The 25,950-nt window shown below is 43.6% G+C and carries 23 protein-coding genes; 12 read left to right on the top strand and 11 right to left on the bottom strand.

The window, feature by feature from the left end:
- Window positions 1–17: 17 nt before the first annotated feature.
- From MUCPA_RS05970 to MUCPA_RS05955, 4 genes are all read left to right on the top strand, one after another.
- On the top strand, window positions 18–941 hold the full coding sequence (locus MUCPA_RS05970) for a bifunctional riboflavin kinase/FAD synthetase (RefSeq protein ID WP_008505074.1): 924 nt from the start codon (window positions 18–20) through the stop codon (window positions 939–941).
- A gap of 264 nt (window positions 942–1,205) precedes the next feature.
- On the top strand, window positions 1,206–2,258 hold the full coding sequence (locus MUCPA_RS05965; protein ID WP_008505071.1) for a DUF2157 domain-containing protein: 1,053 nt from the start codon (window positions 1,206–1,208) through the stop codon (window positions 2,256–2,258).
- 63 nt (window positions 2,259–2,321) lie between these two features.
- Window positions 2,322–3,572: a DUF2130 domain-containing protein gene (locus MUCPA_RS05960; protein WP_008505069.1), complete on the top strand. Its 1,251-nt coding sequence runs from the start codon at window positions 2,322–2,324 to the stop codon at window positions 3,570–3,572.
- 681 nt (window positions 3,573–4,253) lie between these two features.
- Window positions 4,254–4,784, top strand: coding sequence for a C40 family peptidase (locus MUCPA_RS05955; protein WP_008505068.1), 531 nt, complete (start codon window positions 4,254–4,256; stop codon window positions 4,782–4,784).
- Window positions 4,785–5,205: 421 nt separating this feature from the next.
- Here MUCPA_RS05955 and MUCPA_RS05950 read toward each other — a convergent pair whose 3' ends face one another.
- On the bottom strand, window positions 5,206–5,829 hold the full coding sequence (locus tag MUCPA_RS05950; protein ID WP_008505067.1) for a LysE family transporter: 624 nt from the start codon (window positions 5,827–5,829) through the stop codon (window positions 5,206–5,208).
- 226 nt (window positions 5,830–6,055) lie between these two features.
- Between MUCPA_RS05950 and MUCPA_RS05945 the strand changes: the two genes are divergently transcribed.
- The gene (locus MUCPA_RS05945) at window positions 6,056–6,985 is read left to right on the top strand and encodes a cobalamin-binding protein (RefSeq protein ID WP_008505066.1); all 930 of its coding nucleotides are present in this window, start codon (window positions 6,056–6,058) and stop codon (window positions 6,983–6,985) included.
- An 85-nt stretch (window positions 6,986–7,070) separates the two neighbouring features.
- On the opposite strand, the gene MUCPA_RS05940 is transcribed toward MUCPA_RS05945, so the two are convergent.
- Window positions 7,071–9,164 carry a TonB-dependent receptor gene (locus MUCPA_RS05940; RefSeq protein ID WP_008505065.1) on the bottom strand — a complete coding sequence of 698 codons (2,094 nt, stop codon included), beginning with the start codon at window positions 9,162–9,164 and terminating at the stop codon, window positions 7,071–7,073.
- 165 nt (window positions 9,165–9,329) lie between these two features.
- Window positions 9,330–10,637, bottom strand: coding sequence for a PQQ-dependent sugar dehydrogenase (locus MUCPA_RS05935; protein WP_157543825.1), 1,308 nt, complete (start codon window positions 10,635–10,637; stop codon window positions 9,330–9,332).
- Window positions 10,638–10,892: 255 nt separating this feature from the next.
- Here MUCPA_RS05935 and MUCPA_RS05930 point away from each other — a divergent pair, with 255 nt between their 5' ends.
- Complete coding sequence (locus tag MUCPA_RS05930) at window positions 10,893–11,582, top strand: VIT1/CCC1 transporter family protein (RefSeq protein WP_008505063.1); 690 nt, start codon at window positions 10,893–10,895, stop codon at window positions 11,580–11,582.
- 825 nt (window positions 11,583–12,407) lie between these two features.
- Here MUCPA_RS05930 and MUCPA_RS05925 read toward each other — a convergent pair.
- Complete coding sequence (locus MUCPA_RS05925; protein ID WP_008505062.1) at window positions 12,408–12,929, bottom strand: NADPH-dependent FMN reductase; 522 nt, start codon at window positions 12,927–12,929, stop codon at window positions 12,408–12,410.
- Between the two features lie 246 nt (window positions 12,930–13,175).
- On the opposite strand from MUCPA_RS05925, the gene MUCPA_RS05920 reads away from it, so the two are divergent.
- The 6 genes from MUCPA_RS05920 (at window position 13,176) to MUCPA_RS05895 (ending at window position 19,418) form a co-directional block, all read left to right on the top strand.
- Window positions 13,176–13,982 carry a ParA family protein gene (locus MUCPA_RS05920; RefSeq protein ID WP_008505060.1) on the top strand — a complete coding sequence of 269 codons (807 nt, stop codon included), beginning with the start codon at window positions 13,176–13,178 and terminating at the stop codon, window positions 13,980–13,982.
- Complete coding sequence (locus MUCPA_RS05915) at window positions 13,983–14,894, top strand: ParB/RepB/Spo0J family partition protein (protein WP_008505058.1); 912 nt, start codon at window positions 13,983–13,985, stop codon at window positions 14,892–14,894.
- Between the two features lie 2 nt (window positions 14,895–14,896).
- Complete coding sequence (locus MUCPA_RS05910; protein ID WP_008505056.1) at window positions 14,897–15,574, top strand: DUF5683 domain-containing protein; 678 nt, start codon at window positions 14,897–14,899, stop codon at window positions 15,572–15,574.
- 79 nt (window positions 15,575–15,653) lie between these two features.
- Window positions 15,654–16,406, top strand: a complete 753-nt coding sequence (gene dapB / locus MUCPA_RS05905; RefSeq protein WP_008505054.1) for a 4-hydroxy-tetrahydrodipicolinate reductase — start codon at window positions 15,654–15,656, stop codon at window positions 16,404–16,406.
- A gap of 24 nt (window positions 16,407–16,430) precedes the next feature.
- Window positions 16,431–17,897, top strand: coding sequence for a signal peptidase I (gene lepB, locus MUCPA_RS05900; protein ID WP_008505053.1), 1,467 nt, complete (start codon window positions 16,431–16,433; stop codon window positions 17,895–17,897).
- 528 nt (window positions 17,898–18,425) lie between these two features.
- Window positions 18,426–19,418 (top strand): IS110 family transposase, encoded by a 993-nt coding sequence (locus tag MUCPA_RS05895; RefSeq protein ID WP_008505051.1) that lies wholly within the window; start codon window positions 18,426–18,428, stop codon window positions 19,416–19,418.
- Between the two features lie 149 nt (window positions 19,419–19,567).
- On the opposite strand, the gene MUCPA_RS05890 is transcribed toward MUCPA_RS05895, so the two are convergent.
- From MUCPA_RS05890 to rpmB, 7 genes are all read right to left on the bottom strand, one after another.
- Complete coding sequence (locus MUCPA_RS05890; RefSeq protein ID WP_008505049.1) at window positions 19,568–20,641, bottom strand: Ldh family oxidoreductase; 1,074 nt, start codon at window positions 20,639–20,641, stop codon at window positions 19,568–19,570.
- Between the two features lie 235 nt (window positions 20,642–20,876).
- Complete coding sequence (gene bshC / locus MUCPA_RS05885; RefSeq protein WP_008505046.1) at window positions 20,877–22,481, bottom strand: bacillithiol biosynthesis cysteine-adding enzyme BshC; 1,605 nt, start codon at window positions 22,479–22,481, stop codon at window positions 20,877–20,879.
- A 47-nt stretch (window positions 22,482–22,528) separates the two neighbouring features.
- Window positions 22,529–23,863, bottom strand: a complete 1,335-nt coding sequence (gene rimO, locus MUCPA_RS05880) for a 30S ribosomal protein S12 methylthiotransferase RimO (protein WP_008505044.1) — start codon at window positions 23,861–23,863, stop codon at window positions 22,529–22,531.
- 198 nt (window positions 23,864–24,061) lie between these two features.
- Window positions 24,062–25,027, bottom strand: coding sequence for a signal recognition particle-docking protein FtsY (gene ftsY, locus MUCPA_RS05875; protein WP_008505043.1), 966 nt, complete (start codon window positions 25,025–25,027; stop codon window positions 24,062–24,064).
- A gap of 72 nt (window positions 25,028–25,099) precedes the next feature.
- Window positions 25,100–25,267: a DUF4295 domain-containing protein gene (locus MUCPA_RS36855; RefSeq protein ID WP_008505042.1), complete on the bottom strand. Its 168-nt coding sequence runs from the start codon at window positions 25,265–25,267 to the stop codon at window positions 25,100–25,102.
- Between the two features lie 105 nt (window positions 25,268–25,372).
- Entirely contained in the window at window positions 25,373–25,555 is a 183-nt protein-coding gene (gene rpmG, locus MUCPA_RS05870) for a 50S ribosomal protein L33 (protein WP_008505041.1), read from the bottom strand.
- Between the two features lie 94 nt (window positions 25,556–25,649).
- Window positions 25,650–25,883, bottom strand: coding sequence for a 50S ribosomal protein L28 (gene rpmB / locus MUCPA_RS05865; protein ID WP_008505040.1), 234 nt, complete (start codon window positions 25,881–25,883; stop codon window positions 25,650–25,652).
- Between the last annotated feature and the right edge of the window lie 67 nt (window positions 25,884–25,950).

The raw sequence follows: 25,950 nt of genomic DNA, 5'->3' as shown, positions 1-25,950 counted from the left end.
AGTTCTCTGCGGGATACATGAAGATTTACAACAGTATTGACGAGTTTAAGTTAATCACAAACGCGGTTGTTACCATTGGTACATTTGATGGTGTACATACCGGCCACCGTAAAATTATTGCCAAGTTGCAGGAGCTTGCCCAGGAGTGCGGCGGCGAAACGGTGATACTCACTTTTTTTCCGCATCCGCGGATGATATTGAATCCAGAAGATCAGAGCCTGAAAATGATCACTACCATTAACGAGAAAGCAGAGCTTTTGGAGGGATTAGGCGTAGATCATTTAATAGTGACACCGTTTTCGCGGGATTTTTCAAATCTTTCGGCGCTGGAGTATATCCATGATATCCTGGTAGCCAAAATCGGCATCAAAAAAATTGTAATAGGCTATGACCATCGTTTTGGCAAAGACAGGAAAGGCGGCCTGGAAGACCTGCAACGTTTAAGTAAGATCTACGATTTTGAGGTGATTGAAATACCCGAACAGGATATTAACGATGTTGCCGTAAGTTCTACCAAAATTCGCACCGCTTTATTGAGCGATGATATCAGCCTGGCCAACCAGTTTTTAAGCTATCCTTTTTTCATTACCGGGAAAGTTATCCGTGGCGACCAGATTGGCCGCCAGATTGGCTATCCAACGGCAAACATCCTGATAGAAGAGACGTATAAGCTGATACCCGCCGACGGCATTTTTGCGGTAACAGTAGAAGTAGAGGGAGCAACCTACAAAGGCATGGCCTATATAGGGCACCGCCCAACCATCAACGGCATGACGCGCAACATCGAAGTGAATATATTTGATTTCGACCGCGATATTTATAACCAGTCTATCCGGATGAATTTTCACTACTTTGTGCGCAGCGATATTAAATTTAACTCGCTGGATGAGCTGAAGCTACAATTGGCTAAAGACAGGGAGAGTGTTTTGGCTTTGTTGTAAGGTTTGCCTGGTTGTACTTACCAGACAAGAAATACGATGAGTTATTGCTGACTGATATGTGTTATTGAATCTGTGGGCCAATTTTATCAATCAAGAACTACAATTCTGCCATGTAGGATTCGTAATTGCTCCGTTCATAGCATTCATATCACACTATAACTAACTTCGATTAAACCTCTTTCGCCCCAAAATTCCATCCATCGCAAATAATTCAAACATTCTATCCAATAAGAATTATCTTTAATCAATTAAAAAAAGGCCATTTTGGAAAAACTTGATCTGGATAAGCAAGAGAGCGAATTTTTAAGTCGTGCTATTAAACATTGGGAGCGCGAAGGCTTTATTGACAGTCTGGTTGCCGATACCTTACGAAGCTCTTATGATGTTAAAGGATTCGATTGGATGCGCCTGGCTAAATATTCTTTCTGGATCGCGCTGATCTGCGGCGGTATCTCCTTCGGCTGGTTCATCATTGATGATGCTTTCCTCAACTATATCAAAAAACTATACGATACGCCCAACATCGTCATCAGCATCCTATCGGGTATAGTTTCCGCTTCGCTGTTTTTGTGGGGCAGGCGGCTCAAACGCATCTCGCCCGAGAAGGTTTTCAGTAACGAGGCTGTCACGTTTATGGCCGTATTGTTCACCGCGCTATGTATCGCCTACCTGGGCAAAACCTTCGATAATGGGTCGGGCCATTACTCTATTTTATTCTTAGTATCAGTATTTGTTTACGGAGTGTTAGCCTGGAATATGGATTCGCGGCTGATCTGGTTATTCGCATTAGTTTCCCTGGGGAGTTGGTTCGGCAGCGAAACAGGTTACCAAACCCATTGGGGCTATTATTTTTTAGGGATGAATTATCCTTTGCGCTTTGTATTGTTCGGCATAGTTATAGTTACGGCAGGAGCAACTTTAAAGCGACAAACCTGGTTTAAGCATTTTGCCGATATTACTTATATCGCCGGCTTATTATACCTGTTTATGTCGCTCTGGTTCTTGTCTATCGTTGGTAATTATGCCAATTTTGACCAGTGGTGGCCCGTAAAGCAAATTACCTTATTTTACTGGGGCATCATTGCGGCGATATTTTTTGTCGGCTTTTTGCTATACGGTTTAAAAAATAACGATGTAATAGCCCGCGAGTTCGGCATTACATTTCTCATCATCCTGATCTATACCAAATACTTCGAATATTTTTGGTCGAACACCAACAAACCGCTTTTCTTTGCCATATTGGCCATTTCTTTCTGGTTCATCGGCCGCAAGGCAGAAAAAATATGGAACGTATCAACGGCTAAGCGAAAAAAGTAGCACCTTTGCGGTGCGTATTCAGGGAGTGAATCAGCCTCTTTATTTATAATACGAATAACAATTATGGCAACAGAAGTTAAGTGCCCCGGATGTGGTAATGTGTTTCCGTTAGAGGAAGCCATGACCGAGGAATATAAAAAGGAGCTGCGCGAAAAGATGCAAACCTTTACCCGCCAAAAAGAAGATGAGTACCAGCGTAAGCTGGATGAATTTAGTAAAAAGGAACAGCAGCAGTTGTTACAATTTGAGCAGAAGCTAAACCAGGAGAAAAAAAACCTACAGTTAAGCCTGGAAGAAAGCCTGCGTAAAACCATAGCAACCGATTTTGAAAACAAGCTGCGCATGCTGGAAAGCAGTAACAAAGATGCCGAAGAAAAATTAAAGCTATCGCGACAAAAGGAACTGGAGTTTTTGCAAAAAGAGCAAATACTGAAAGCCCGTGAAGAGGAGATGGAGCTTAACCTACAGCGTAAACTGCAGGAGCAACGCGCGGAATTAGCAGATCAGATCCGTAAACAGGAGCATGAAAAAACCCTGATGAAGGATACCGAGCACCAGTTGCAGATTATGGAATACAAGAAGAGAATTGAAGATCAAAGCAAACTTGTAGAGGAAATGAAGCGCAAAGCCGAGCAAGGCTCCATGCAATTACAGGGCGAAGTGCAGGAGCTGATACTGGAAGAGTTGCTGCGTAACAGCTTTCCGTTTGATGTGATCAGCGAGGTTGGGAAGGGCGTTCGCGGGGCCGATTGTATTCAGCTGATCCGTAACCAGTTTGGGCAGGAGTGTGGCCGCATTATTTATGAAAGCAAACGCACCAAGGATTTTGGCGGCGATTGGATTGAGAAATTAAAAAAAGACATGCGCGCCAACGGCGTGGATGTGGCCGTTATTGTAACCCAATGTTATCCTAAAGGCATGGACTGCTTTGGTGAACGGGACGGCGTTTGGATCTGCTCGTTCGAGGAGGCTAAGGCCGTGGCTTACGTATTGCGCGATGGCATTATCCGCTTGTATAACTCCACCCGTTCGCAGGAGAACAAGGGCGATAAAATGCACCTGCTGTATGATTATTTAACCGGCAGCGAGTTTTCTGAACAATGGAAAGCCATTCGCGAAGGGTTTATGAGTATGCGTTTATCTATACAGCGGGAGCGCGATGCGATGGAGAAGCTTTGGAAAGCCCGCGAAAAACAGCTGGAAAAAGTAATGCTGAACGCGGCCCATATCCGCGGATCGATAGAAGGCATAGCAGGCAGTGACAATATTCAACTCAGTTTGACCGACGACACAGACGAGTTATTGCTCGAATAAAACCTCGACAGAAAGGCCCGGAGTTAAAATATAAACACTCCGGGCCTTTTGTGATAAAGGTGGGTAATGTAAAAACACGATCTATATAATCGCTTGTGTGGGAACACATCGCGGCTCCTCTCCAAAGCTATTAAGTCAAGCAGTTTAACAGCGAGTTACAGAGTTCGTCGCACGACGAAACACACCCCTGCAGCCGCACCGCCTAGCCCGCCCCCTCTCAAGAGGAGATCTGGAAAAAAGCACTCATTATCAATGAGATAATTAAAAAAACGAAGGCCTGTGCGATTCCCCTCTCGAGAGGGGCGGAGGGGTGTGTACTATGCGAGCGAATATAAAGCGCAGATAGATTATCATTTAATAATCAACCAATTTCTTAACTTAATAGCGTTGCCACCCCTCAAGAGAGGATCAGATGTGCACGCCATTTCTTTTTGATATCGGATTGATAATGAGTGTATTTATTGTGTTTTCATATATAGGGGAGGCGATAGTACAGCTGTAGAGGCACCGCGCGACGAACTCTGCAAATTGGCGTAAGCTGCTTAACTTAATGTGTATTCAAGGTAAATGGAGTGTCTACTATCACCTATTATAGTGCCCTGTGTGCTAATGATATCCCTGAAATCTGCTCGCTTAAATTTTGAACTGTAATATAAATGCAATATATTGCGATATCAAAATATGAAGTGTTTACTGTTTTCCCTCTTATTTACATTTAACCATTTTGTTAAACCTTTACCTAAAGGCGATAACGTTAAAATTCATCCAGCAGCAACAGTTTGTAGTCCCGATGATGTTTGCCCTGATGATCTTTTATATTTTGCTCAAACCTTAATTGGTACGCGTTATCGCTCTGCATCGTCTAACCCATTGTACGGTTTTGATTGTTCGGGTTTTGTGAGTTATGTTTTTAAGTATTTTAACTTCAGCGTACCTCGTTCATCCTGCGAGTTTATTAATGTAGGCGAGAAGGTGAAACTGGAAGACGCCAAACCCGGCGACATTATCTTATTTACAGGCACAAGCAAAAAAAGCCGCAGAATAGGCCATATTGGGATTATTACCAATAACGAAAACGACGATGTGAAATTTATCCATTCTACCTCGGGTAAAGAGCATGGTGTAACCATCACCACTATGGATCAAAGTTACAAACGCAGGTTTGTTCAGATCATCCGGATGCTAAAACAAAACGAAGAGCCATCAATATAAGTGACAGACCCGGCGGGCCGGGAAAAAACGGATGACGTCAAGGTAGGCGTACAAACCCCTTCCTGCACCTTCCCAAGGGAAGGAATCGCACAAGGCCGCTGCTTTTTTTAGCCCCTACGCAGGACTCGGGGAGATTATGCACACTGGTTTATTAAGGAGACTTTAAGTCCTAACTGCCGGGTAGGATTTTGGTGGGCCTTAGATGCCATGAATTAAGAACCAATGATTATCAAAGCAAAAATAAGCACATTGATAATCAGTGCACCTAATATGATGCATACTTACCGCTTTTAGAAGTTCCCTCCTCGCGTCGGGATGACAAAATGTAGAGAAATTTAGTACTGATAATCAACACCTTAATAGGTCGTCATTATAAACCCTGCGTAAGCACACACGGCATATAGCTATCCGGGTAATACCGTTAGTGTTTAAAAAACAGCAAATAAATTTGTTTAACCAGGTGATAAGCGGCAAATAAAAAAAATAGAGCCGCTATACAGGTATTGATAATCCGGTTGCTCAATTCAAATTTGGCCTGGATATAGTTTGCCGACCTGGCGTATAAATACAGGCATAAAAACGCACCCGAGGCCGATCCTAAACTAAAGATAATTAAGGGCAGGGTACCGGTTAATATCCACCCGTGAGTAATTAAATAGGTTCCGCTAATCATCCAGAAAGGTATTTGCATGGGATTAACAAAACCCAGTATAATACCATATTTAATACTTTGATATTTGGAGTAATCGGTTTTGGGTGCCTTATTCCGGTTTATCCAGGTGGTAATAGCCAATGCCGAGAAAACAACAATCATCACCCAATCAATAATAATATTCAGTTTTAGTTGCCCTGAGAGCCAGTTGGCGGCATGGATAATAAACCAGGTAAAAAAAAACTCCACACACGAAAAAGCCGAAATAAAATACATGGCCTGTTTGTTGCCACGGTTTATCGCTATCTGAGCCAGCGTCAAGTTAATATTGCCCGGAGGTACGTATCCAATAAAGTTGACCACCAGGCCCAGGATAAATGTTAAAAAAATCATCGGCGCAAAAGTAAACAGTTTTTTTACCGGGGGTAAATGTTATTTGTGAATAGTTATTATGTTATTGGTTATTTTGTTATTTGTGGATGATTATCGGGGATTGTTATTGGTTATTTTGTTATTGAGTTAATGTGTTTCGCCTAACATAAGTTTTGATAGTGGTCACAAATTAACACTTGCCCGTGCCGGGATAAACAAGATTTGTACATTTGCGCAAATTTATATCATGGCTTCTCAAAAAATCATTTCGCTTTTACCTGCCGCTACCGAGATTGTTTGTGCGCTCGGCTTAGAGCATCAGCTGGTAGGACGCTCGCACGAATGTGATTATCCCGAAACGGTTAAAAATTTGCCGGTATGCTCTGAAGCTAAATTTATACCGGGCTCAAACAGTGGTGGTATCGACAGGCAGGTGAAAGAGATCTTAACCGATGCGCTGTCTATTTATACCATCAACCAGGAGCTGATCAAACAACTGAATCCCGATGTGATGATCACCCAAGCGCAATGCGAGGTATGCGCGGTAAGCTTAAAGGATGTAGAGGAAGCGCTTGAAAATCTGCTGGAAAAAGAAGCCGACATCATATCCCTGGAGCCGAATACCCTGGATGATATATTTAACGACATCCAACGGATAGCCGATAACTTGGGCGCAAGCGCACAAGGCGTAGAGTTATTGGAAAGCATGCATGAACGCATAGACCTGATTCGCCATAAGTTGAAATTTATTGCAGATAAGCCAACAGTAGCTTGTATAGAGTGGTTAGAGCCCTTGATGCTGGCCGGAAACTGGACTCCCGAACTGGTTGCAATTGCAGGTGGGCAATCGGTATTAACCACGGCAGGCAAACATTCGCCCTATATCGATTGGGGCGTATTGCAGGAGCAGGATCCGGAGATTTTGATCGTGATGCCTTGCGGGTTTTCTATTGAGCGCACCATGAAAGAAATTGACCTGTTGTTATGGGCGCCCGGCTTTGCCGAAATGAAGGCCGTAAAAAATAATCGTTTATATATTGCTGATGGTAACCAGTACTTTAACCGGTCGGGCCCACGGATAGTGGATTCTGTTGAAATACTGGCCGAAATAATTTACCCTAAACAGTTTATTTTTGGTTACGAGGGTAAAGGATGGATTAAGTTTTCGGTTTCGTAGGTTGAATTCACGCAAAGGTGCAGAGCCGCAAAGAAAACCTTCAAGAAAATTGCGTCTTAGCGCCTTTGCGCAAAATACAAGCAGCTTAATACCTTAATCCTACACCACCAAAATAATTGCGTAAAGGTGCCGGGTTATAATAGCGCCCACCGGCGGCATTTAAATCATTACCCAAACTATAATTCTGGTTGAGCAGATTATCTGCGCCAGCGTAAATTTCAATTTGAGTTTTTCCTTTTAAAAGGTGTCGCCAGCCCAACTTGGCCTCTAACAAATGGTAGCTGGAGGCATATACCGTATTGGCATCGTTTAAGGGGAGTTTATCAGTAAAACTATATTGGGTAAACAGATAAAAGCTTTTGGGCAGCAGCAAATAAACACTTGTGACTATGGCCTGTTTAGGTACGCCGGTTAAGTTATTGCCCGTGTAATTTTTGGTAGCATCCTGGTAATCCCTGAAAGTAAATTGGCTATAAGTATAACTTTGGTTTAACTGTAAGCCCCTGATTAAACCTGTTGAATTTTGTTGAATTAACCAGCCCGTAAAATAAAGCTCCAAACCCGGTTGGTTAGTGCCACCGGCATTGGTATAATAAGTGGTACCATCCTCGTGTGTTAACTGTACAATGGCATTGTTTAAACGGTAGTAAAATATGGAGGCATCTAATAAAAAGCGTTCATCTTTATTTCGTAACCTGAAGCCGGTTTCATAGTTGTAGCCATCCTGGGCTTGTAACGAAGGGTTGATGGTGTGATCGGTTGGCCTTACTTCGCCCGTGGTAGGCGTGGAGTATCCTCTGCTCAGGGACGCCCGCCAGATAAAATCGTTTGTTAGCTGGTACGAGAAAGCCAGCCTTGGCATCAGTTCGGTACTAAAAGGTCTTTTAATAAAGGATGTTTGAGCCAGCGGGTATAGATTTTTAAATTGGTATTGGTAATTATTTAAACTCAGGGCAGCTTCAACCTGTAGCTTTTCGGCAACATGCGCCTCAAACCGGGTAAAAATGAAGTTTTGGGTGGTGTGGATCTCGTCGCGCGTTTGGGTGGTATCTTTAGCGCCGCGATTATTACCATAATTGCCGATGGCCGAATTGGTTTGCTGCCACTCGCCGCCCAGGTTAAGTTTCCAATTGAAAGCTTTTTTCGGTGTGCCGGATAATTCAAAATAGGTACGCAGGCCGATGGTGTTTTCGTCGCGCTGTTCGTAAGTGGTAAAGGATGGGTTTGAAAAATCAACATGATTTCCGGATAAGGTAAGCACATTGCGTAACCTGCTGCTTAAATGTATATCATTTACCAGGCCGCCAAATAACATTTTGCTGTATATGGCTGCCTTCAAATCAGTAGCTCCTGGAATTGTTTTTGTGCCCAGGCGGGCGGCTTTCGGGTCGGCCTGTAGCTGCGTCAGCGTTAAACCACCGGGAGTCTGGTAATCGAGATCGGAGTAGAAAGCAACCGCTTTTACGCTGTTGGTTGGCGAGTAATTGAATTGATTAACCAATTGCAGGTAATTACGGTGCATGCCACTGTTTTGGCGGTAGCCGCCGTAATCTTGATAGGCCTGGCTAATATGAAGCAAGTTATTGCCCGATTGATTTTGCAGACTGACATTTTCATGTATCAACCCGAAGGAACCACTGTTAACAGCCGCAGTTATTACGTCAGCATCTGTGTGTTTATCAGCTGGCTTAATTAAGACTACACCGCCCGAATTAGCGCCAAATAAGCTGCCATCTGGCCCTTTTAATATTTCTATTCCCCGGATGGTGTTCACATCGATAGCATTAAGGTAGGTATTTCCGCCTGCATCAGTTAACGGGAGCTCATCAAAATAGATTTTTACATCCCGAACACCAAACGGCGACCGAAGTAAACTGCCGCGAATGGCCAGGCGGTAACTGCCGGGAGAGCGCTCCTCCATACGTACGCCGGGTACGGTATTCAGGGCGGTAACCAAAGAGTTGCCGGGTTGTAAACTTAATTGTTGTGCACTCAAAACACTAACCGATGTAGGGATATTTAACAAAGGCCGTTCGGAGAGGTAGCCGCTTACGGTAACCTCGTTTAAATGCCTGTTGGTATCTAAGCTGGTGGTATCGCCCCGCAATTGCGAGCGGGCCATGCTGTACTGGAGCAAAAAAATAACCGGAAGTAAAGTTTTGGTAAATCTGCCCTGCATATTGGTTTTAAACTGTAAAGATATTGATTCAAGCCAGGCTTGGTATTTGATTCCGGGCAAATCAAACACCTGCTATCAATATTTTACAATTGGGTGTATCATTTTATCCCCTGTTGCCTAAATTGATACCATAGTCCTCCGGAATAAGAGGAAGGTGGTAAGGACCTATTCGGCCAAACTCACCTTCCATATTTTATTTGAAGTATCATCGGCAACTAACAACGATCCATCATGTGCCACCGCTACCCCAACAGGCCTGCCGTGTACTTGTTTCTTGTCCAAATCTGCTATAAAGCCAGTTAAAAAATCCTCCGGCTTGCCGGGTTTGCCGTGGTTAAAGGGTACAAACAACACCTTATAGCCAACCAGTTTCGAGCTGTTCCACGATCCGTGCTGGGTAACGAAAGCACCGCGCCAGTATTTAACGGGGAATACTTTGGAAGTATAAAAAGTTAAACCGAGCGATGCCGTATGCGCCCCTAAGGAAACATCCGGCACTATCGTCTTTTTAACCAGGTCCGGGCGTTCATTTTTGTGGTTAGGGTCCTGGTGTGGGCCAAAGTAGGCGTAAGGCCAGCCATAAAAGCCGCCGTCTCTCACGCTGGTCAGGTAATCGGGCACCAGTTCGTCGCCTAAATCGTCGCGCTCGTTAACGGAGGCCCATAGTTCATAATTAAAAGGGTTGATGCTGATGCCTGCCGGGTTACGCAAACCGCTGGCGTAAACCCGCTCTTGTGATCCATCCGGTTTAATCTGTAAAATATCGGCCCGCCGCACTTCGTTTTCCATGCCATGTTCGCCGCTGTTGCTGCCCGAGCCTACCGATACAAATAAATGGGTGCTATCGCCGCTTACAACCACGTTACGCGTCCAATGGTTGTTATAACCACCGGCGGGCAGGTCGAGCAGTTTTTTACCCTCGCCGGTAATACGCGTGTCGCCCGCGTGGTAAGGGAATGCCCATAAACCATCTGTGCAGGCCACGTAAAAATAATTGCGCCATACCAACATCCCGTAGGGCTGGTTTAAACCGCTTAAAAACACGCCCATATTAACAGGTTTACCATTGATCTCCCTGAACAGAATAATATCGTTTTTACTTTTACCGAGGTATTGCGATTTGCTGATACCCAGCAGAGCGGCTCCCCATCGCTTAATCAGGCCAACCTCGGTATTAGCCTCCGATACAAAAACATCGCCGTTGCGGCCCACATAAATATTACGCGGATTGGTTAGGCTATCGCCAAATAAACTTACCTTAAAACCTGGCGGGGCAACAGGGGTTTTGTTATCCCAGCCTATTACATCACAGTATGCTTTGGTTGATTTTGTGGCGTATGGGGCGGGTAAATCAATTGTTCCGGTATGAGTTGCAATACTGGTTTTGCTTTGATCGGCCTTTTTATTGGGGGCACAACCGCCCATTGCCGTTATCAAGCCAATTAATGTTAACGCCTGTATCCTGGTCATCATATCAAATAGTTGAATTGATAGTTAACTGATAGCGGCGGCTTTTTGTTTTTTGGACAGGCATATCCTCGACTCCCTGCGAAATTCAGGACTCAACGCTCCCGGCTCAAGGCTCCCGATTCAGGACTCCTGACTCCGGGCTCAAGACTTAAGACTCCCGGCTCAGAACTCCCAACTCAAATAATAACGTAATATCAAGACTAATCCTAAATTGCTGATAGGCGTTGCCGCTGCTGCTAAAGCTGCTTACCTTTAACGATGCACCACGAGAACCATTTAAAGAGCTCCGATACGATACGCGATATTGTAATTGGCATGTCCGACGGACTAACGGTACCTTTTGCCCTGGCAGCTGGCTTAAGCGGCGCCATCAACTCGTCGGCCATTGTAGTTACGGCAGGCATCGCCGAGATTGTGGCGGGATCTATAGCCATGGGTTTGGGCGGCTTTTTAGCCGGGCGTACCGAGGCCGACCACTATACCTCTGAATTGAAAAGAGAATATGAAGAAGTGGAACGCGTTCCTGAACAAGAGAAAACCGAAGTAATGGAAGTTTTTGCCGACTTTGGTTTATCCGAAACCCTGCAAAGGCAAATAGCCGATGAGATGGCCAGGGACAAGGATAAATGGGTCGATTTTATGATGCGTTATGAACTGGGCCTGGAAAAGCCGGAAGCAAACCGGGCTACCCAGAGTGCTATCACCATTGGCCTATCCTATATTGTTGGCGGCATTATCCCGCTCTCACCTTATTTTTTGGTTGATAATTCGCAAATGGCCCTTTATTATTCCTGCGGTATTACTTTGATCTGCCTGTTTATATTCGGTTATTTTAAAAGCAAGGTAACAGGTCAAAACGCCGTAGTTGGCGCATTTAAAGTAGTAATCATAGGCGCGCTTGCCGCTGCGGCTGCATTTTTGGTTGCCAGGCAGATTACTGGTAAGTGATGAGATGTGTTATGCCGATAAGCGCTAAATAAGACTTAGTTTAAAGTAGGCTCTATGACGTTTTGTAGGGGTACTAAAAAAATCGATTTGTAAGTCATAAGCTAAACCAAGATTTTGATAATGACATTTTTATGAAATTTCAGTACTGTTTTAAGAACTCATTTTTAAAATAACTCTTGATTATCAATGTTCTATGTCTTCATGAGTAGAAGATCCAGCCACCCAAAAAATAGCGATGACACTTTGAACTTATAGATTACCCAACGCAGATAGGCAAAGTGCGCAAAGGCCAGACTGCACGCCGGGCCGGGTTTGGCCTGTGGGTGGAAGGATCGGGCAGTCCAAAGCCCCCTCTAAACAGCGTAAGCTCTCATGCACACAAAAAAACAAACACAGTGCATAATCTCACCCGGTAGGGGAGACTTTTTGAGCCCTCCCTACCGGGGAGGGTTGGGTGGGGCTTCTTCACGCGGCGATTGAGCGTGCCGATGCTCTAAATTATGAATATTGATTTTCGGGGAAAAAAACGAATTGGTAATAAATGCCTCTAATATGATGCACATTTAACGCTTTAAGAAAATCCCTCCTCGCGTCGGCATGACAAAACGGAGAGGTAAATGGAATTGATAATCAATAACTTAAGTAGATGCCATTATAGCCGTAATTTACTGGTTTGTTTTTCATCAGAAAAGCAGCAATGCAGATGGCTTTTATTCTATTAAAAATTACGGTTTGGAATTCCAGCGGACAAACTAAAACTATCCTACCCACACTATCCGTAATAGTGCCTTAAAGCTGCGGTGTTATCGCAAAATAAGCCCTCAATTAAAACTTAATAAACTTATCTATCTGCTCATGTACAAATTTAACCGTGTCGGCGTTAAAGAGCTCGGCGTTTTCATTTAGCTCACTCTTAACGGCAGTAATATGTATTTTGAGCGCCATTACATGTAAATTGATATAATTACAGATACCTGTAAAATGCTCAACACCCCTGATGTTGCCATATTTGCCCGAAGACAGGCCAACCAGTGCCGCCTTTTTATCGTAAAAGCTCTCCGGAAAATTACAGGCATCAATAAAAATTTTGAGCACGCCGGGGAAGCTTCCGTTATATTCGGGTATAATAAAAATAAATTTATCGCTTGCCGTTATTCTTTGCTGTATTTTTTCAAATTCGGGACTGCGTTTACCGTACAAATCGCTCACCATACAATTGTCGGGCAGCTCCGTTAACGATAGCAGATCGGCTTGTATACCCTTCTCGCTTAATACTTTTTGGTAATATTTTGCCAGTTTCAGGGTTGAGCTTCCGGGCCTGTTGGTGCCAGCGATAATTGTAACCATTTATATCGTTTGTTTGTAAGTTAATGTTAGGTGTAGATCGCCGAATTATTTAATTTTGTATCTTTAACCCGGTTTAAAACTTTGCGAAAATAGAAAATTCTGCTTGGTTTCCATTGAAGTAGTGTATTTTGAACAAGAATGAGGCTGACATGACAAATTTATTGTCCTGACTTTTATATCATTGGATAGCAATGTTTCGTTCTTGAAAAATACCAGCTTTTCCTTTTGTAAATTTAATAATATATAATGAGTAAAATTATTGCTTTAGCTAATCAAAAAGGGGGTGTAGGTAAAACTACATCATCTATTAATCTGGCTGCGTGTTTAGCTGTTTTGGAGTTTAAAACGCTGCTTGTTGATGCCGACCCGCAGGCTAACTCCACTTCGGGGATAGGTTTTGATCCACGCAATATAAAAAACAGTATCTACGAGTGTATCATTAACGATGTACATCCGGTTGATGCTATACAAAAAACAGATACACCATTTCTTGATCTTTTACCCGCCCACATTGATTTGGTAGGTGCCGAGATTGAAATGATTAACCTGAACGACAGGGAATATAAAATGAAGGCCGTGCTGGATAAGGTGCGCGATGATTACGATTTTATCATTATCGATTGTTCGCCATCTTTAGGTTTGATCACCATCAACGCCCTGTCTGCCGCCGACTCCGTGATCATCCCGGTACAATGCGAGTATTTTGCGTTAGAAGGTTTGGGCAAGCTTTTGAACACCATCAAGATCGTTCAAAACAGGTTGAACACTAAACTGGAAATAGAAGGCATTTTATTAACCATGTATGATGTGCGCCTTCGCCTTTCAAACCAGGTGGTTGAGGAAGTGAAAACCCATTTTGAGAATTTGGTTTTTGAAACCATCATCCAGCGCAACACCCGTTTAAGTGAAGCGCCAAGCTTTGGCGTATCGGTAATTATGCACGATGCCAGCTGCAAGGGCGCTATTAACTACCTTAACCTGGCGCGCGAGATTATCCGGAACAACGGCTTAACCAGGGATGAATCCAACTTAAAGATTGCAACTGTAGAATAGATGAGTGCTGAAAAGAGAAATGCTTTGGGGAGAGGCTTAGGAGCCCTGTTAAATAATTCTGAAGATAAGGTACCTAATACCAAAGGCCAGGTTGCAAGTAGCCCGCAGGTAAACGATATGGGTTCGGTTAATGAAATCAAGATCAGTGAGATTGAGGTAAACCCGTTTCAGCCACGCACCGAGTTTGATGAACAGGCATTAATTGAACTCGCTGATTCAATCAAGCTGCAAGGGCTCATCCAGCCCATTACCGTACGTAAAGTTAACGCGCATAGCTATCAGCTGATATCAGGCGAGCGCCGTTTGCGTGCCTCAAAATTAGCAGGCTTAGTACAAATACCGGCTTATATACGTACCGCCAACGACCAGCAAATGCTGGAAATGGCGCTGATAGAAAATATCCAGCGCGAAAACCTGAACGCCATTGAGGTAGCCCTGAGTTTTCAGCGAATGATTGATGAGTGTAATTTAAAGCAGGACGAATTAGGTGAACGTGTGAGTAAAAACCGGTCTACGGTTACCAATTATCTGCGTTTATTGAAATTACCCCCGGTTATACAGGCCTCCATCCGCGATGGGCAAATTACCATGGGCCATGCCAAGGCTTTAATTACCATGAACGACCCTGTGAGCCAGTTGTATATCCACCAACAGATTTTACAGGGCGGTTTATCTGTGCGGAAGGTTGAAGAGATGGTGCGCGAGATGCAGCAGCAACGTCCATCGGCAAAAAAAGACAACAAAAAACCGGAAGGATTAACATTCCAGGTTCAAAAGATACAGGACGACCTGGCCTCGAAATTTGGTGCCCGTGTTAAGCTTAAAATGAGTGACCAGGGTAAGGGCGCTATCGAAATCCCCTTCCTGTCGCAAGATGATCTGGGCCGGATCCTTGAAATGTTGGATTGGTAAGCATGCGCAGGTATCTACTGTTTGTTGCCCTGTTGTTTGTTAGTTTGGGCATTAAAGCCCAGGCATTACGCCCTCCTGCCCATCGCAGCAAAACCGACAGCCTTAATATGGTGCGCGATTCTGTTACTTCAAAGCCATTTGTGCCCAAGGTAAAGCCCGAAAAGGTTTATCATCCCGATAGTACCCACAGCCCGCATAAAGCTGTAATGCGCTCATTGATGTTCCCTGGGCTCGGGCAAATTTACAATCGCCATGGTTTGTGGTGGCGCTTGCCGGCCATTTATACCGGTATTACGCTGTTGGCCATTAATATTTATTCGAACGGGAAAGACTATAATCTTTTCTTAAAAGAATCTGAATGGCGGGCGCATGGCAGGATAGGTAATGAGCCTTTACCTGTTTATCAAGGTAATGTGATTACAAATATACTCGACCAAACCATTTACGATTATAAAGACAACCTGAGGCGTAACCGCGACTTAAGTATTTTTGGAATGGTAGGCGTATGGGGTATCAACATGATTGATGCCTATGTGGAAGCTAAATTTATGCATTCGTACTCGATGGATAATAACCTGAGTTTTAAAATTACGCCATCCATAACTGCGCCGCCTGTTTACGCTTCAAATTTTAATACTACATTTACTCCTTCATTAAAAATAACGATCTTTTTACGATGAGCCTGTCATTATATCCGGCTGACAAACAGGTTATAACCACTCGCTATAGCATCACGACCAACAGAAAATAAAATATAGAATGAAAATTGCATTATTGGGATACGGCAAAATGGGCAAAATAATTGAACAGATAGCCCTGGATCGTAAACATGAAATTGTATTAAAAATAGATTACACCAACCTGGACGAACTCACTGTTGATAATTTAACTAAGGCTGATGTAGCCATTGAGTTTAGTACGCCCGATTCTGTTTTAAATAATATCCGACAATGTTTTGAAGCTAAAGTGCCCATTATTATTGGTACGACAGGCTGGTACGGGCAACTGCAACAAATCAAGGACGAATGCATTAAAACTAATAATGCGTTGCTTTATGCGTCAAATTTTAGCGTGGGGGTAAACATATTCTTCCACATGAATCAGATTTTAGCTAAGCTGATGAATAGGTACCCTTACTACGAGGTGCAGGTTGAAGAGATCCATCATGTACAAAAGCTTGATTCGCCAAGCGGTACCGCCATGACCATCGCCGAAGGTATTATAGATAACCTGGACAGTAAAACCGAATGGGTGAATGTACTGCAAGAAAATGGCGATGAGCCGATTGATGCAGTAAAATCTAACCAATTACTCATCGAGTCGTTACGAATAGATAGCGTGCCGGGTACTCACACCGTTATTTACGATTCGGAAGTGGATATGATTGAATTTAAGCACACCGCGCATAACCGTTCTGGTTTTGCCTTGGGTGCCGTTTTAGCTGCCGAATGGATCCAAAATAAAAAAGGATTTTTTACAGCAAGCGATATGTTTAATTTTGATGTTAAATAATTAATAAACTTAAAAATTAAGTAAGTGAATATATTAGAATTTATTGTTGCCTTTATATTGTTAATTATATTGCCTTTTATAGGCTGGTATAAACTATTTGAAAAGGCTGGGCAACCAGGTTGGATGGGATTAGTTCCAATTTTAAATATCTACATCATGTTGAAGATATGTGGCAGGCCTTTATGGTGGATGTTTCTCCTTTTAATACCTGGTATAGGTATTATCGTTGCTGTAGGTATATCCGTCGACGTTTTAAAATCTTTCGGTAAAATAAAAGTTGGTGATCAATTCAAAGGAATTGTATTAGCATGTTATTTTATTCCTAAATGGGGATTTGATAGTGAAACTAAGTATTTGGGCCCATCCGCAAGTCCTGAATTTCGTGAAAAATATACGTCTATACTAAAAAAGTCATCAACACAGGAGTGGACCGAAGCTATCATATTTGCTGTTGTAGCTGCTACGCTTATCCGTACTTTATTTATTGAAGCTTATACCATCCCTACACCATCGATGGAGCGCTCCTTACTGGTAGGCGACTTTTTGTTTGTAAGTAAAGTGAATTACGGCGCCCGTACTCCTATGACGCCTGTTGCGTTTCCATTTGCGCATCATACCATGCCGCTCATCAATACCAAGGCCTATTGGGATGGCATCAAAATACCTTATTATCGTTTACCCGGTTTAAGCGAAGTGAAAAAGGGAGATGTGGTGGTATTTAATTACCCTATGGATGCCGATTCGCCATTGTATCGCCCGGTAGATAAACGCGAAAATTACATTAAACGCTGCCAGGGTACGCCCGGCGATACGCTTAGTTTGGTTGACGCCCAGGTTTACGTAAATGGTAAAGCGGCACCGAACCCGCCCGGCGAGCAGATTGACTACACCATGACCGCCAGTACCGAGCTTAACCCTAAAATATTGGACGATTTGCACATTACCTATTACGAAAGTAATCCAAACCCGACGATGACTAAAGAGGCCGCCAGTACGCTTAAGGGCTACTCAAACATACAATCGATAAGCCCTAAGATTACTCCGAAAGGTACCGATCCTATGGGCCCTGTATTTCCTGTTTACCCGCTATACAAAGTGTATAAGCTAAATAATAAGGTGCCCGATTATAAATGGAACCTGGATAATTTTGGCCCTATCATTATTCCTAAAAAGGGTTGGACTGTAAAGTTGGATAGCCTGACGTTCCCAATCTATGCCCGTGCTATAGAGATATATGAAGGCAATAAGTTAGAGGTAAAGGGCGGCGATATCTTTATCAATGGCGCCAAAGCTACCACCTACACCTTTAAAATGAATTACTATTGGATGATGGGGGATAACCGCCATGATTCATTGGACTCGCGTTTCTGGGGATTTGTTCCGGAGGATCACATTGTAGGCAAAGCCCTGTTTATCTGGATGAGCTGGGATGATAACGCAAGCTTCCTTAATAAAATACGTTGGAGCAGGTTGTTTAGGGGGATACATTAAAAAGATTAGTTCGCCCTTTCTCCTAAAATGTCATTTCGACCGGAGGGAGAAATCTTTTACGCGCGTTGTATATATGGCGTAAAAGATTTCTCTTCGTACCTCATCGAAATGACATTTTTGCGATATATATCCAACTATGTCATTCCGAGGTAGGGGGATCTTCTATGAGTGATAAGTCTGTTGTAGATAATCGCTGGTAAAAGATTTCTCTTCGTACCTCATCGAAATGACATTTTTTGTGATGTATATCTCCAATTATGTCATTCCCTTTGGTCTAAAGATAATAATTAATAGCAATTGTTATTGTTGAAAACGGGGGGTGCAGGGGGGTGTTAAAAACTAAAGAGTTTGTGGATAAGTTATAAAAAAGGCAGGGTGAACTTTTGTCATTCCTGGTTTTTAGAACCAATCGTCGTATTAGTTCCCTGCCTTTTTAAGATTGCCCAAGGCCCAGCTAGAATAATTCCATTGATTTATCAAAGGTGATTGGCAAAAGGCAATTAAATTAATTGATCAAAACACAAACGTATGAAAACATGGAATGTTGTTTTAGGTGTCGATGTATCAAAAAAGACGGTCGATATCTGTTGGTCGGAGCGTAAGCTGTTCGTTCACATCGATAACAATAGTGAAGGATTCGGCAAGTTTAAAAAATGGTGCAAAACCAACCTGATCGATTTACGGGAAACGTTTATCGTACTGGAATATACCGGCGGTTATGAATACCGTTTCATCCAGTTTTGCGAGTCACAGTCTATAGCTTATCGGCGGGTGCCTGGACTAGAGATTAAGCAATCGATGGGTATGATCAGGGGCAAAAGCGATAGGGCCGACGCATTCCGGATCGGTCAGTATGGAGAAGATAAGATCAAGCGTCTTGAACCATCTAAGTTGTTGGATAATAAAATCTTAGAGCTTAAGACCTTGCTTTCATTCCGTAAACGATTGGTACGGGAAAGTGCTGGATATCAGAGCTCTGTTGGTGAGCGGAAACATATGTATGAGGTAAGTAACCAGGATATGATCGTCCGTATATCTAACGAAAAAAGAGATGCCAATTCGGAATATATCAAGGAGCTAGAATCGCGGATCATGGAACTGATCAAAAGCAATGAGCAGATGTATCTGAATTACCGGATCATCACCAGCATTAAAGGCATAGGCGCAGTGAATGGTTGGATGACCATAGCCTACACGGAGAATTTTACAAGCTTTCCTGACGCGAGGCACTATGCTGTATATGTAGGGGTGATTCCCTTTGAGCATACCTCGGGAACAAGTAAAAAAGGACGAAGGCGAACAAGCAACCTAGCGCAAAAGGAATTGAAACAGGAACTTAACCAGGCAGCTAAAACAGCTATGCAGCATGACCCCGAAATCAGGGCATACGCAGAGCGCAAGATGCAGAATAAAGAATATGGGTTGGTGCTAAACAATATAAAATTCAAACTGATACTACGAATGTTCTCCTTAGTGAAAAGGGGAGAAATGTATGTTGAAAACTATCGAAGGTCAGCTTAAAATATCTTTTTTAAATTAAATTTGGAATTGTTCGAAACCTAGAATACGACGTAGGAGGAATCTTCTACGAGCGATAAGCCTGTTGTATATAATCGCTTACAGGAGATTTCTCTTCTTATCCTATCGATGACATATCAGGTAGAATATTATTACAATTTCTCCAGCCCAAACCTATCCGCCAGCTCGTTCAGATCATCCACAACCGCATCCACTAAAGGTATTCCGCTTTTTGATCGCTCTTTTTCGGCTTCCAGTTCCGGTTCGCCTGGGATAATTACGCTTGGCTCGCCGTTTACGGTTTTTGCTGATTTAAACCGGCTGATCCAATTATCCATATGGGTTTTAAACTCATCAACCGGTCGGAAACCATCTACACGCATGGCACCTAAAAAGTGGCCTATGCCTTTGCCAACCGGATCGGTTGGCGGATCTAAAAACGAAACAAAGGGTGGCACCCAGGGGCCATAGTTGGCTCCGGAGAGTACGGCGGATAAGATATCAACCGTTGCGCTTAAGCCAAAACCTTTGTGGCTGCCATGCTCGCGGTCGCTGCCTAAGGGCAGCAGGGAGCCGCCTTTTTTCAGGGCGTGCGGGTCGGAGGTGAAATTGCCGTCTTGATCCTGTATCCAGCCTTCGGGTACGGGTTTACCCGCGCGTTGTGCTATTTCCAGTTTGCCGTTCGCCGCCGCGGATGTGGCCATATCAACTACCACCGGTGGAAAATTACCTGCCGGGAAAGCATAACACATGGGGTTGGTGCCCAGCATCCGCTCGTTTGAAAAAGTAGGCGCTACCAGCGGACTGGCATTAGTCATGGCAAAGCCGATCATATCCCGCTCTACGGCCATCAAAGCATGGTAGCCCGAAATACCGAAATGGTTGGAGTTGCGTACAGATACCCATCCCGAGCCGTATTGCTCAGCTTTCTCCATAGCGATCTTCATGGCGAAGGGCGCTACAACTAAGCCCAGACCCGAGTCGCCGTCAACCGTGGCTGTGGTAGGCGTTTCATGAACGATCTGTATATCGGGTGTGGCGTTAATGCGTTTCTTTTCCCAAAGCCTTACATAGCCACTCAGGCGTGCCACGCCGTGCGAGTCGATACCGCGCATATCAGAGCGGATCAATACATCGGCAGCCAGTTCGGCATGTTGCTGGCTGCAACCTATGGCGAGGAATATGTTTTGAGTAAAGGTGCGGAGGGTGGGCTCAGAAAATGTCATGGCCCAAAGGTAGCAGTTTTACAGATGTGCGGATGTGCGAATTTGCAAATGTGAAGATGTGAAAGTGATGTGGGAATGAACAACCGTGCAAATGAATATTGACAATGTACATATCTCTACATTTACTTGTTGGTGGAATATTTGGACCCGCTAAATCTACCTGGTTATTCGGACGTTACCAATCTTGACTTGCTTCTTTCTTCTTGCTTCCTGCCTCTTTCCTCCTGCTTCTTATTCAACCTTCCGTTAGCACAGTAAACTTAAAATCCAGAGGCTCAAATTTTTCAATCAGGTCGTCAATCAGTTGGCGGCCATATTTTACATAAAACAAGCCGAAGTTTTCGGTGCGTTCCTGCAGGCTGCCGTTGGGGAATAGTGCGTTCTTAATTTGATCTATCTGGCTGAGGCGGGTGTCGTAGTTGCGCTTTTCGGCTTTAACTATTTTACGCTCCAGGTTATCTATGGCATGTTTTAAACGGGCCTGTATAGCCTCGGTGGAAGGGGCCAGGGTCGGGTCTATTTTAAAGGAGCGCAGTTTTACGCGTTCAAATATACAGTGCAGTTCGCGCCATTCTTCTTTCAGGGTAAGATCGTTATGGCTGTGCTGCTTTACCCACATCGTTTTTAAATTGTCGGCGCTTTTAAAAATATCGGCGGTTTTAAATCCCATCTTACGGATCTTGTCGGCAGCTTCCTTGTGGATCACCAGGCCGGAGTTGCGTAATAATAAGATGGGGAAATCAACCTTATAAAAATCGAAGTTCGATTTCAATTCAAGCCAGTAAACAATTTCGGCACCGCCACCTATGTAGGCCAGGTTAGGCAAAATCACTTCCTGGTAAAGCGGGCGCATAACTACATTGGGGCTAAAGCGATCGGCATGTTGTTCAATTTCCTGGCGCAGTTGCTGTTCGGTAAATTGAATGTCCGAATTTAAAACCTGGTACACACCATGTTCAAAAACAATCCGCTCGCGCAATCCATCGGTCAAGTAAAAAAAGTTGATCTCGCGCGGGTTCACCTGGATATGTACGCCCAGTTTTTGCAGGGCTGCGTTACTATCCGATATGTTTTTAAAGCTATGCTGACCTATAATATCCTGCTCAATAATGGGCGCGAATAGCTGTTTTAGTCGCTCATCATCGGCATCCACAATCACCAAACCGTATTGGGCAAACAAGGCGTTCACCATATAGCGGGTAGCATCAGCCAGTTGATCAAAGCGCGAATAGGCGGTTTCAACAATCTCTGCTAATTCGGGTGCATGGTTATCCATGCCCAGCACCCCCTTGTAGTGGTTTAAGGCTTCGCGGATAGTTTTGGTATTTAACCGGCCGGTTGCACCAGCGGCATCAAGGTTCCACTGTATTTTTTTGCCACCGGCGTTGGTATGGTTAATCTCCGCAAAATCATGATCTTCCGAAGCCATCCAGTAAACCGGTACAAAATTCTGATCCGGAAATTCAGCCTTCAGCTGCTTACACAACTTAATAGCCGAAGCTATTTTAAAAATAAAGTAAAAAGGTCCGGTAAAAATATTAAGCTGGTGTCCGGTTGTAATGGTATAGGTATTTTCGGATCTGAGCAATTCAATATTGGCATTCACCAAATCCGAAACCGGAAAACCGGTATCCGCTATTGATGCGTATTGCTCCCTCAGCACATCGGCCAGCAGCTGCCTGCCCGGCGTGGGCCTTTTGTTTTGGATGAGTTGTTTAAAGCCATCCAAATCGGGCCTGTAATTGTAAAAAGCTTTCAGTTCGGGATCGTTATCCAGGTAACTAACGATAGTTTTGGAGAAGAAGCCGGTTTCGGCGTAGTTAATACAATTAGCGTCCATTGGGTTCAAATGTAAAAGCAAAAAATAAATTAGCCTTACCGGATCAATTATTTTACAATTTGTCCATAAAGATCAAAGTCCTCGGCATTATCAATCTTTACGTTTACAAAGCTGCCCACGGTTGCATAATGTTTGCTCGCATCAATTAAAACCTCGTTGTCTACCTCCGGCGAATCAAATTCGGTGCGGCCAACAAAGTAGTCACCCTCTTTTTTATCGATCAGCACTTTGTAGGTATGGCCAATCCGTTCCTGGTTTTTATCAAAAGAAATACCTTGCTGAATTTCCATAATGGCATCGGCGCGTTCCTGTTTTACCTCATCGGGTACATCATCCACCAATTGATGCGCATGTGTTTTTTCTTCGTGCGAGTAGGTGAAGCATCCCAGGCGGTCAAACCGGGTTTCTTCCACCCAATCCATCATTTCTTCAAAGTCCTGCTGCGTTTCTCCAGGGTAACCGGTTATGAGCGTGGTGCGGAAAGCGATATCGGGCACCTTATCGCGGATAGCGTTAACGATGTCGATGGTTTTTTGCTTGGTGATACCGCGGCGCATCGATTTCAGCATATTATCGCTGATGTGCTGCAAAGGCATATCCATGTAGTTGCAGATGTTGGAGCGCTCGTTCATCACATCCAGAACCTCCATAGGGAAGCCCGAAGGGTAGGCGTATTGCAAGCGGATCCACTCAATACCATTCACATCCGATAATCGCCTGAGCAATTCGTCAAGGTTACGTTTGCCGTAAAGGTCGAGGCCGTAGTAGGTGAGGTCCTGCGCTATAACAACCAGCTCTTTGGTGCCATTTCTGGCTAAGTTTTCGGCGTCCTTCACCAATTGCTCCATTGGAGTAGAAAGATGTTTGCCGCGCATCAGCGGGATGGCGCAAAAAGAGCAGGGGCGGTTACAACCCTCGGATATTTTAAAATAAGCAAAGTGCGAGGGCGTGGTTAGCAAGCGCTCTCCCAATAACTCGTATTTATAATTAGCGCCAACACTTTGCAGTAAATTTTGCAGGTCGTTGGTGCCAAAGTAAGCATCAACATTGGTTATTTCGGCTTCCAGCTCGGGTTTGTAGCGTTCGGACAGGCAGCCGGTTACAATTACCTTGCCTACCTTGCCCTGTTCCTTCAGCTCACTGTATTGCAAAATGGTATCTATTGATTCCTGCTTGGCATTATCAATAAAACCACAGGTGTTAATCACAATAATATCATCGCTGGCAAGCTCGCCACTCTCGTGTACCACATCAAAGCTGTTGCCACGTAGCTGGCCCATTAATATCTCAGAGTCGTACGTGTTTTTGGAGCAACCCAGGGTAACTACGTTTACGCGTGGTTTCTTGATAGGAAATGGCTGGATTATATTCTTCGTCTTCATGAATCTTTCTTTTACTATGCCATCGCGGCCGATAGAGTGGTAACCTTATACTATACGGATGTTCTACTTTTCTTCATCCGGCGTCATTGCGAGGTAACGAAGCAATCTCTACTTAAGAAGAGCGGCCACGCAACTTCGCCCTGTACAGTTTAGAGATTGCTTCGTCGTTCCTCCTCGCAATGACGATAAGGTTTTTTTTTACTGTTTAAACAAGCTATCTACAAATCCCTTTCTATCAAATAATTGCAGATCATTCATCGCCTCGCCAACACCGATGTACTTTACCGGGATCTTAAACTGGTCTGAGATTCCAATCACTACGCCGCCTTTGGCTGTGCCGTCAAGCTTGGTGAGGGCAAGCGCATTAACATCGGTAGCCTGGGTAAATTGCTTGCATTGCTCAATGGCATTCTGGCCGGTTGAGGCATCTAATACCAGTAATATTTCGTGTGGGGCATCGGGTATCACCTTGAGCATTACGTTTTTAATTTTAGTAAGCTCGTTCATCAGGTTCACCTTGTTATGTAAGCGTCCGGCGGTATCGATAATGACTACATCATCGTTATTGGCCACGGCAGATTTTAAGGTATCAAATGCTACCGAAGCCGGGTCAGACCCCATCGGTTGCGCCACCACGCGTACGCCAACACGCTCGCCCCAAAGCTTAATCTGGTCAACAGCGGCGGCCCTAAACGTATCGGCAGCTCCCAGTACTACTTGGTTGCCAGCTTGTTTTAATTTATGGGCCAGTTTGCCAATGGTGGTAGTTTTACCTACGCCGTTAACGCCAACCACCATAATTACATAAGGTTTGTGTTGGCCGTATTCAAAGTTCTGAAAATCGTTGCTGTTGTTTTCGGCTAATAATTGCTGAATTTCGTCGCGGAGCAAATTGTTCAGCTCGGATGTGCCTAAGTACTTGTCGCGGGCAACACGAGCCTGTATCCGGTCGATAATTTTCAGGGTAGTGGTAACCCCAACGTCTGATGTAACCAGGATCTCTTCCAGTTCATCCAGCACGTCGTCATCAACGGTGGTTTTGCCGGCAACGGCTTTGGTTATCTTTGAAAAGAAGTTTTCCTTGGTTTTTTCTAAACCAGTATCCAGCGCTGCCTGCTCCTGCGGGGTGCTCTCCTTTTTCTTAAAAAAATCGAATAATCCCATTAAAATTCTAATTAACAAAAAAAGCCCTTCCGGTTATAAACGGAACGGCTTTTGTATTTTGGTTATAAAAAATTACTGACCTTTTTGACCTGCAATAATTGCATCTTTAACGCCATCGTTATGTACAATTACTTCTTTGAATGAATAAGCACCAGTTTTTGGTGATTTAGCCATTGTGATCACTTTTGAATATTCTTTACCCTTACCAGTGTTCAGGGTTGCAACTACTTTCTTTGCCATTGTTTTATTTTTTTAGTTGTTATGTTATTTGTTATTGAGTTATTAAGAGCCGTTATGCTTTGCGCAATAACTTAGTAACCTAATAACTTGTTAACTAAACTAAAATTACTTAATCTCTTTATGAACAGTAACTTTACGTAAAACCGGGTTGAATTTTTTTAATTCTAAACGCTCAGTTGTATTTTTCTTGTTCTTGGTAGTGATGTAACGAGACATACCAGGCATACCGCTGGTTTTATGTTCTGTACACTCTAATATTACCTGAACTCTGCTGCCTTTTTTTGCCATTGCCTTGTTGGTTATTGAGTTATAGGGTTATTTAGTTATTAAGCCAAACCGAGTTCAAAAATAACTCAGTAACCCAATAACAAATAACGTACTGTTATATGTATCCTTTTTTTACAAATTTATTGATGCAAGCAGTTATACCGTTCTTGCTGATAGTTTTAATAGCAGCAGTGGATACTTTTAAAGTGATCCATTTATCTTCTTCTGGTATGTAAAACTTTTTTGTTTGCAGGTTAGGATAAAATCTACGTTTCGTTTTAACGTTTGAGTTAGAAACGTTGAACCCATTCATTGAGCCCTTGCCTGTTAAATCACAAATTCTTGACATGATTGATCAATTTTTTTAATAAACCCCTTCTGTAAAAAGAGTTTGCAAATATCAGGATTCTAAGTCA

Origin of the sequence: Mucilaginibacter paludis DSM 18603 (genome assembly GCF_000166195.2) — a bacterium.
Classification (GTDB): domain Bacteria; phylum Bacteroidota; class Bacteroidia; order Sphingobacteriales; family Sphingobacteriaceae; genus Mucilaginibacter; species Mucilaginibacter paludis.
The sequence above is the reverse complement of the archived record's forward strand: the minus strand, read 5'-3'. Positions and strand labels throughout refer to the sequence as shown.

Excerpts from the sequence above, each read along its gene's own strand:
- MUCPA_RS05970 (WP_008505074.1), top strand. The coding sequence starts at position 18 with ATGAAGATTTACAACAGTATTGACGAGTTTAAGTTAATCACAAACGCG.
- MUCPA_RS05960 (WP_008505069.1), top strand. The coding sequence starts at position 2,322 with ATGGCAACAGAAGTTAAGTGCCCCGGATGTGGTAATGTGTTTCCGTTA.
- MUCPA_RS05955 (WP_008505068.1), top strand. The coding sequence starts at position 4,254 with ATGAAGTGTTTACTGTTTTCCCTCTTATTTACATTTAACCATTTTGTT.
- MUCPA_RS05950 (WP_008505067.1), bottom strand. The coding sequence starts at position 5,829 with ATGATTTTTTTAACATTTATCCTGGGCCTGGTGGTCAACTTTATTGGA.
- MUCPA_RS05945 (WP_008505066.1), top strand. The coding sequence starts at position 6,056 with ATGGCTTCTCAAAAAATCATTTCGCTTTTACCTGCCGCTACCGAGATT.
- MUCPA_RS05940 (WP_008505065.1), bottom strand. The coding sequence starts at position 9,164 with ATGCAGGGCAGATTTACCAAAACTTTACTTCCGGTTATTTTTTTGCTC.
- MUCPA_RS05935 (WP_157543825.1), bottom strand. The coding sequence starts at position 10,637 with ATGATGACCAGGATACAGGCGTTAACATTAATTGGCTTGATAACGGCA.
- MUCPA_RS05930 (WP_008505063.1), top strand. The coding sequence starts at position 10,893 with ATGCACCACGAGAACCATTTAAAGAGCTCCGATACGATACGCGATATT.
- MUCPA_RS05925 (WP_008505062.1), bottom strand. The coding sequence starts at position 12,929 with ATGGTTACAATTATCGCTGGCACCAACAGGCCCGGAAGCTCAACCCTG.
- MUCPA_RS05920 (WP_008505060.1), top strand. The coding sequence starts at position 13,176 with ATGAGTAAAATTATTGCTTTAGCTAATCAAAAAGGGGGTGTAGGTAAA.
- MUCPA_RS05915 (WP_008505058.1), top strand. The coding sequence starts at position 13,983 with ATGAGTGCTGAAAAGAGAAATGCTTTGGGGAGAGGCTTAGGAGCCCTG.
- MUCPA_RS05910 (WP_008505056.1), top strand. The coding sequence starts at position 14,897 with ATGCGCAGGTATCTACTGTTTGTTGCCCTGTTGTTTGTTAGTTTGGGC.
- dapB (WP_008505054.1), top strand. The coding sequence starts at position 15,654 with ATGAAAATTGCATTATTGGGATACGGCAAAATGGGCAAAATAATTGAA.
- MUCPA_RS05895 (WP_008505051.1), top strand. The coding sequence starts at position 18,426 with ATGAAAACATGGAATGTTGTTTTAGGTGTCGATGTATCAAAAAAGACG.
- MUCPA_RS05890 (WP_008505049.1), bottom strand. The coding sequence starts at position 20,641 with ATGACATTTTCTGAGCCCACCCTCCGCACCTTTACTCAAAACATATTC.
- bshC (WP_008505046.1), bottom strand. The coding sequence starts at position 22,481 with ATGGACGCTAATTGTATTAACTACGCCGAAACCGGCTTCTTCTCCAAA.
- rimO (WP_008505044.1), bottom strand. The coding sequence starts at position 23,863 with ATGAAGACGAAGAATATAATCCAGCCATTTCCTATCAAGAAACCACGC.
- ftsY (WP_008505043.1), bottom strand. The coding sequence starts at position 25,027 with ATGGGATTATTCGATTTTTTTAAGAAAAAGGAGAGCACCCCGCAGGAG.
- MUCPA_RS36855 (WP_008505042.1), bottom strand. The coding sequence starts at position 25,267 with ATGGCAAAGAAAGTAGTTGCAACCCTGAACACTGGTAAGGGTAAAGAA.
- rpmG (WP_008505041.1), bottom strand. The coding sequence starts at position 25,555 with ATGGCAAAAAAAGGCAGCAGAGTTCAGGTAATATTAGAGTGTACAGAA.
- rpmB (WP_008505040.1), bottom strand. The coding sequence starts at position 25,883 with ATGTCAAGAATTTGTGATTTAACAGGCAAGGGCTCAATGAATGGGTTC.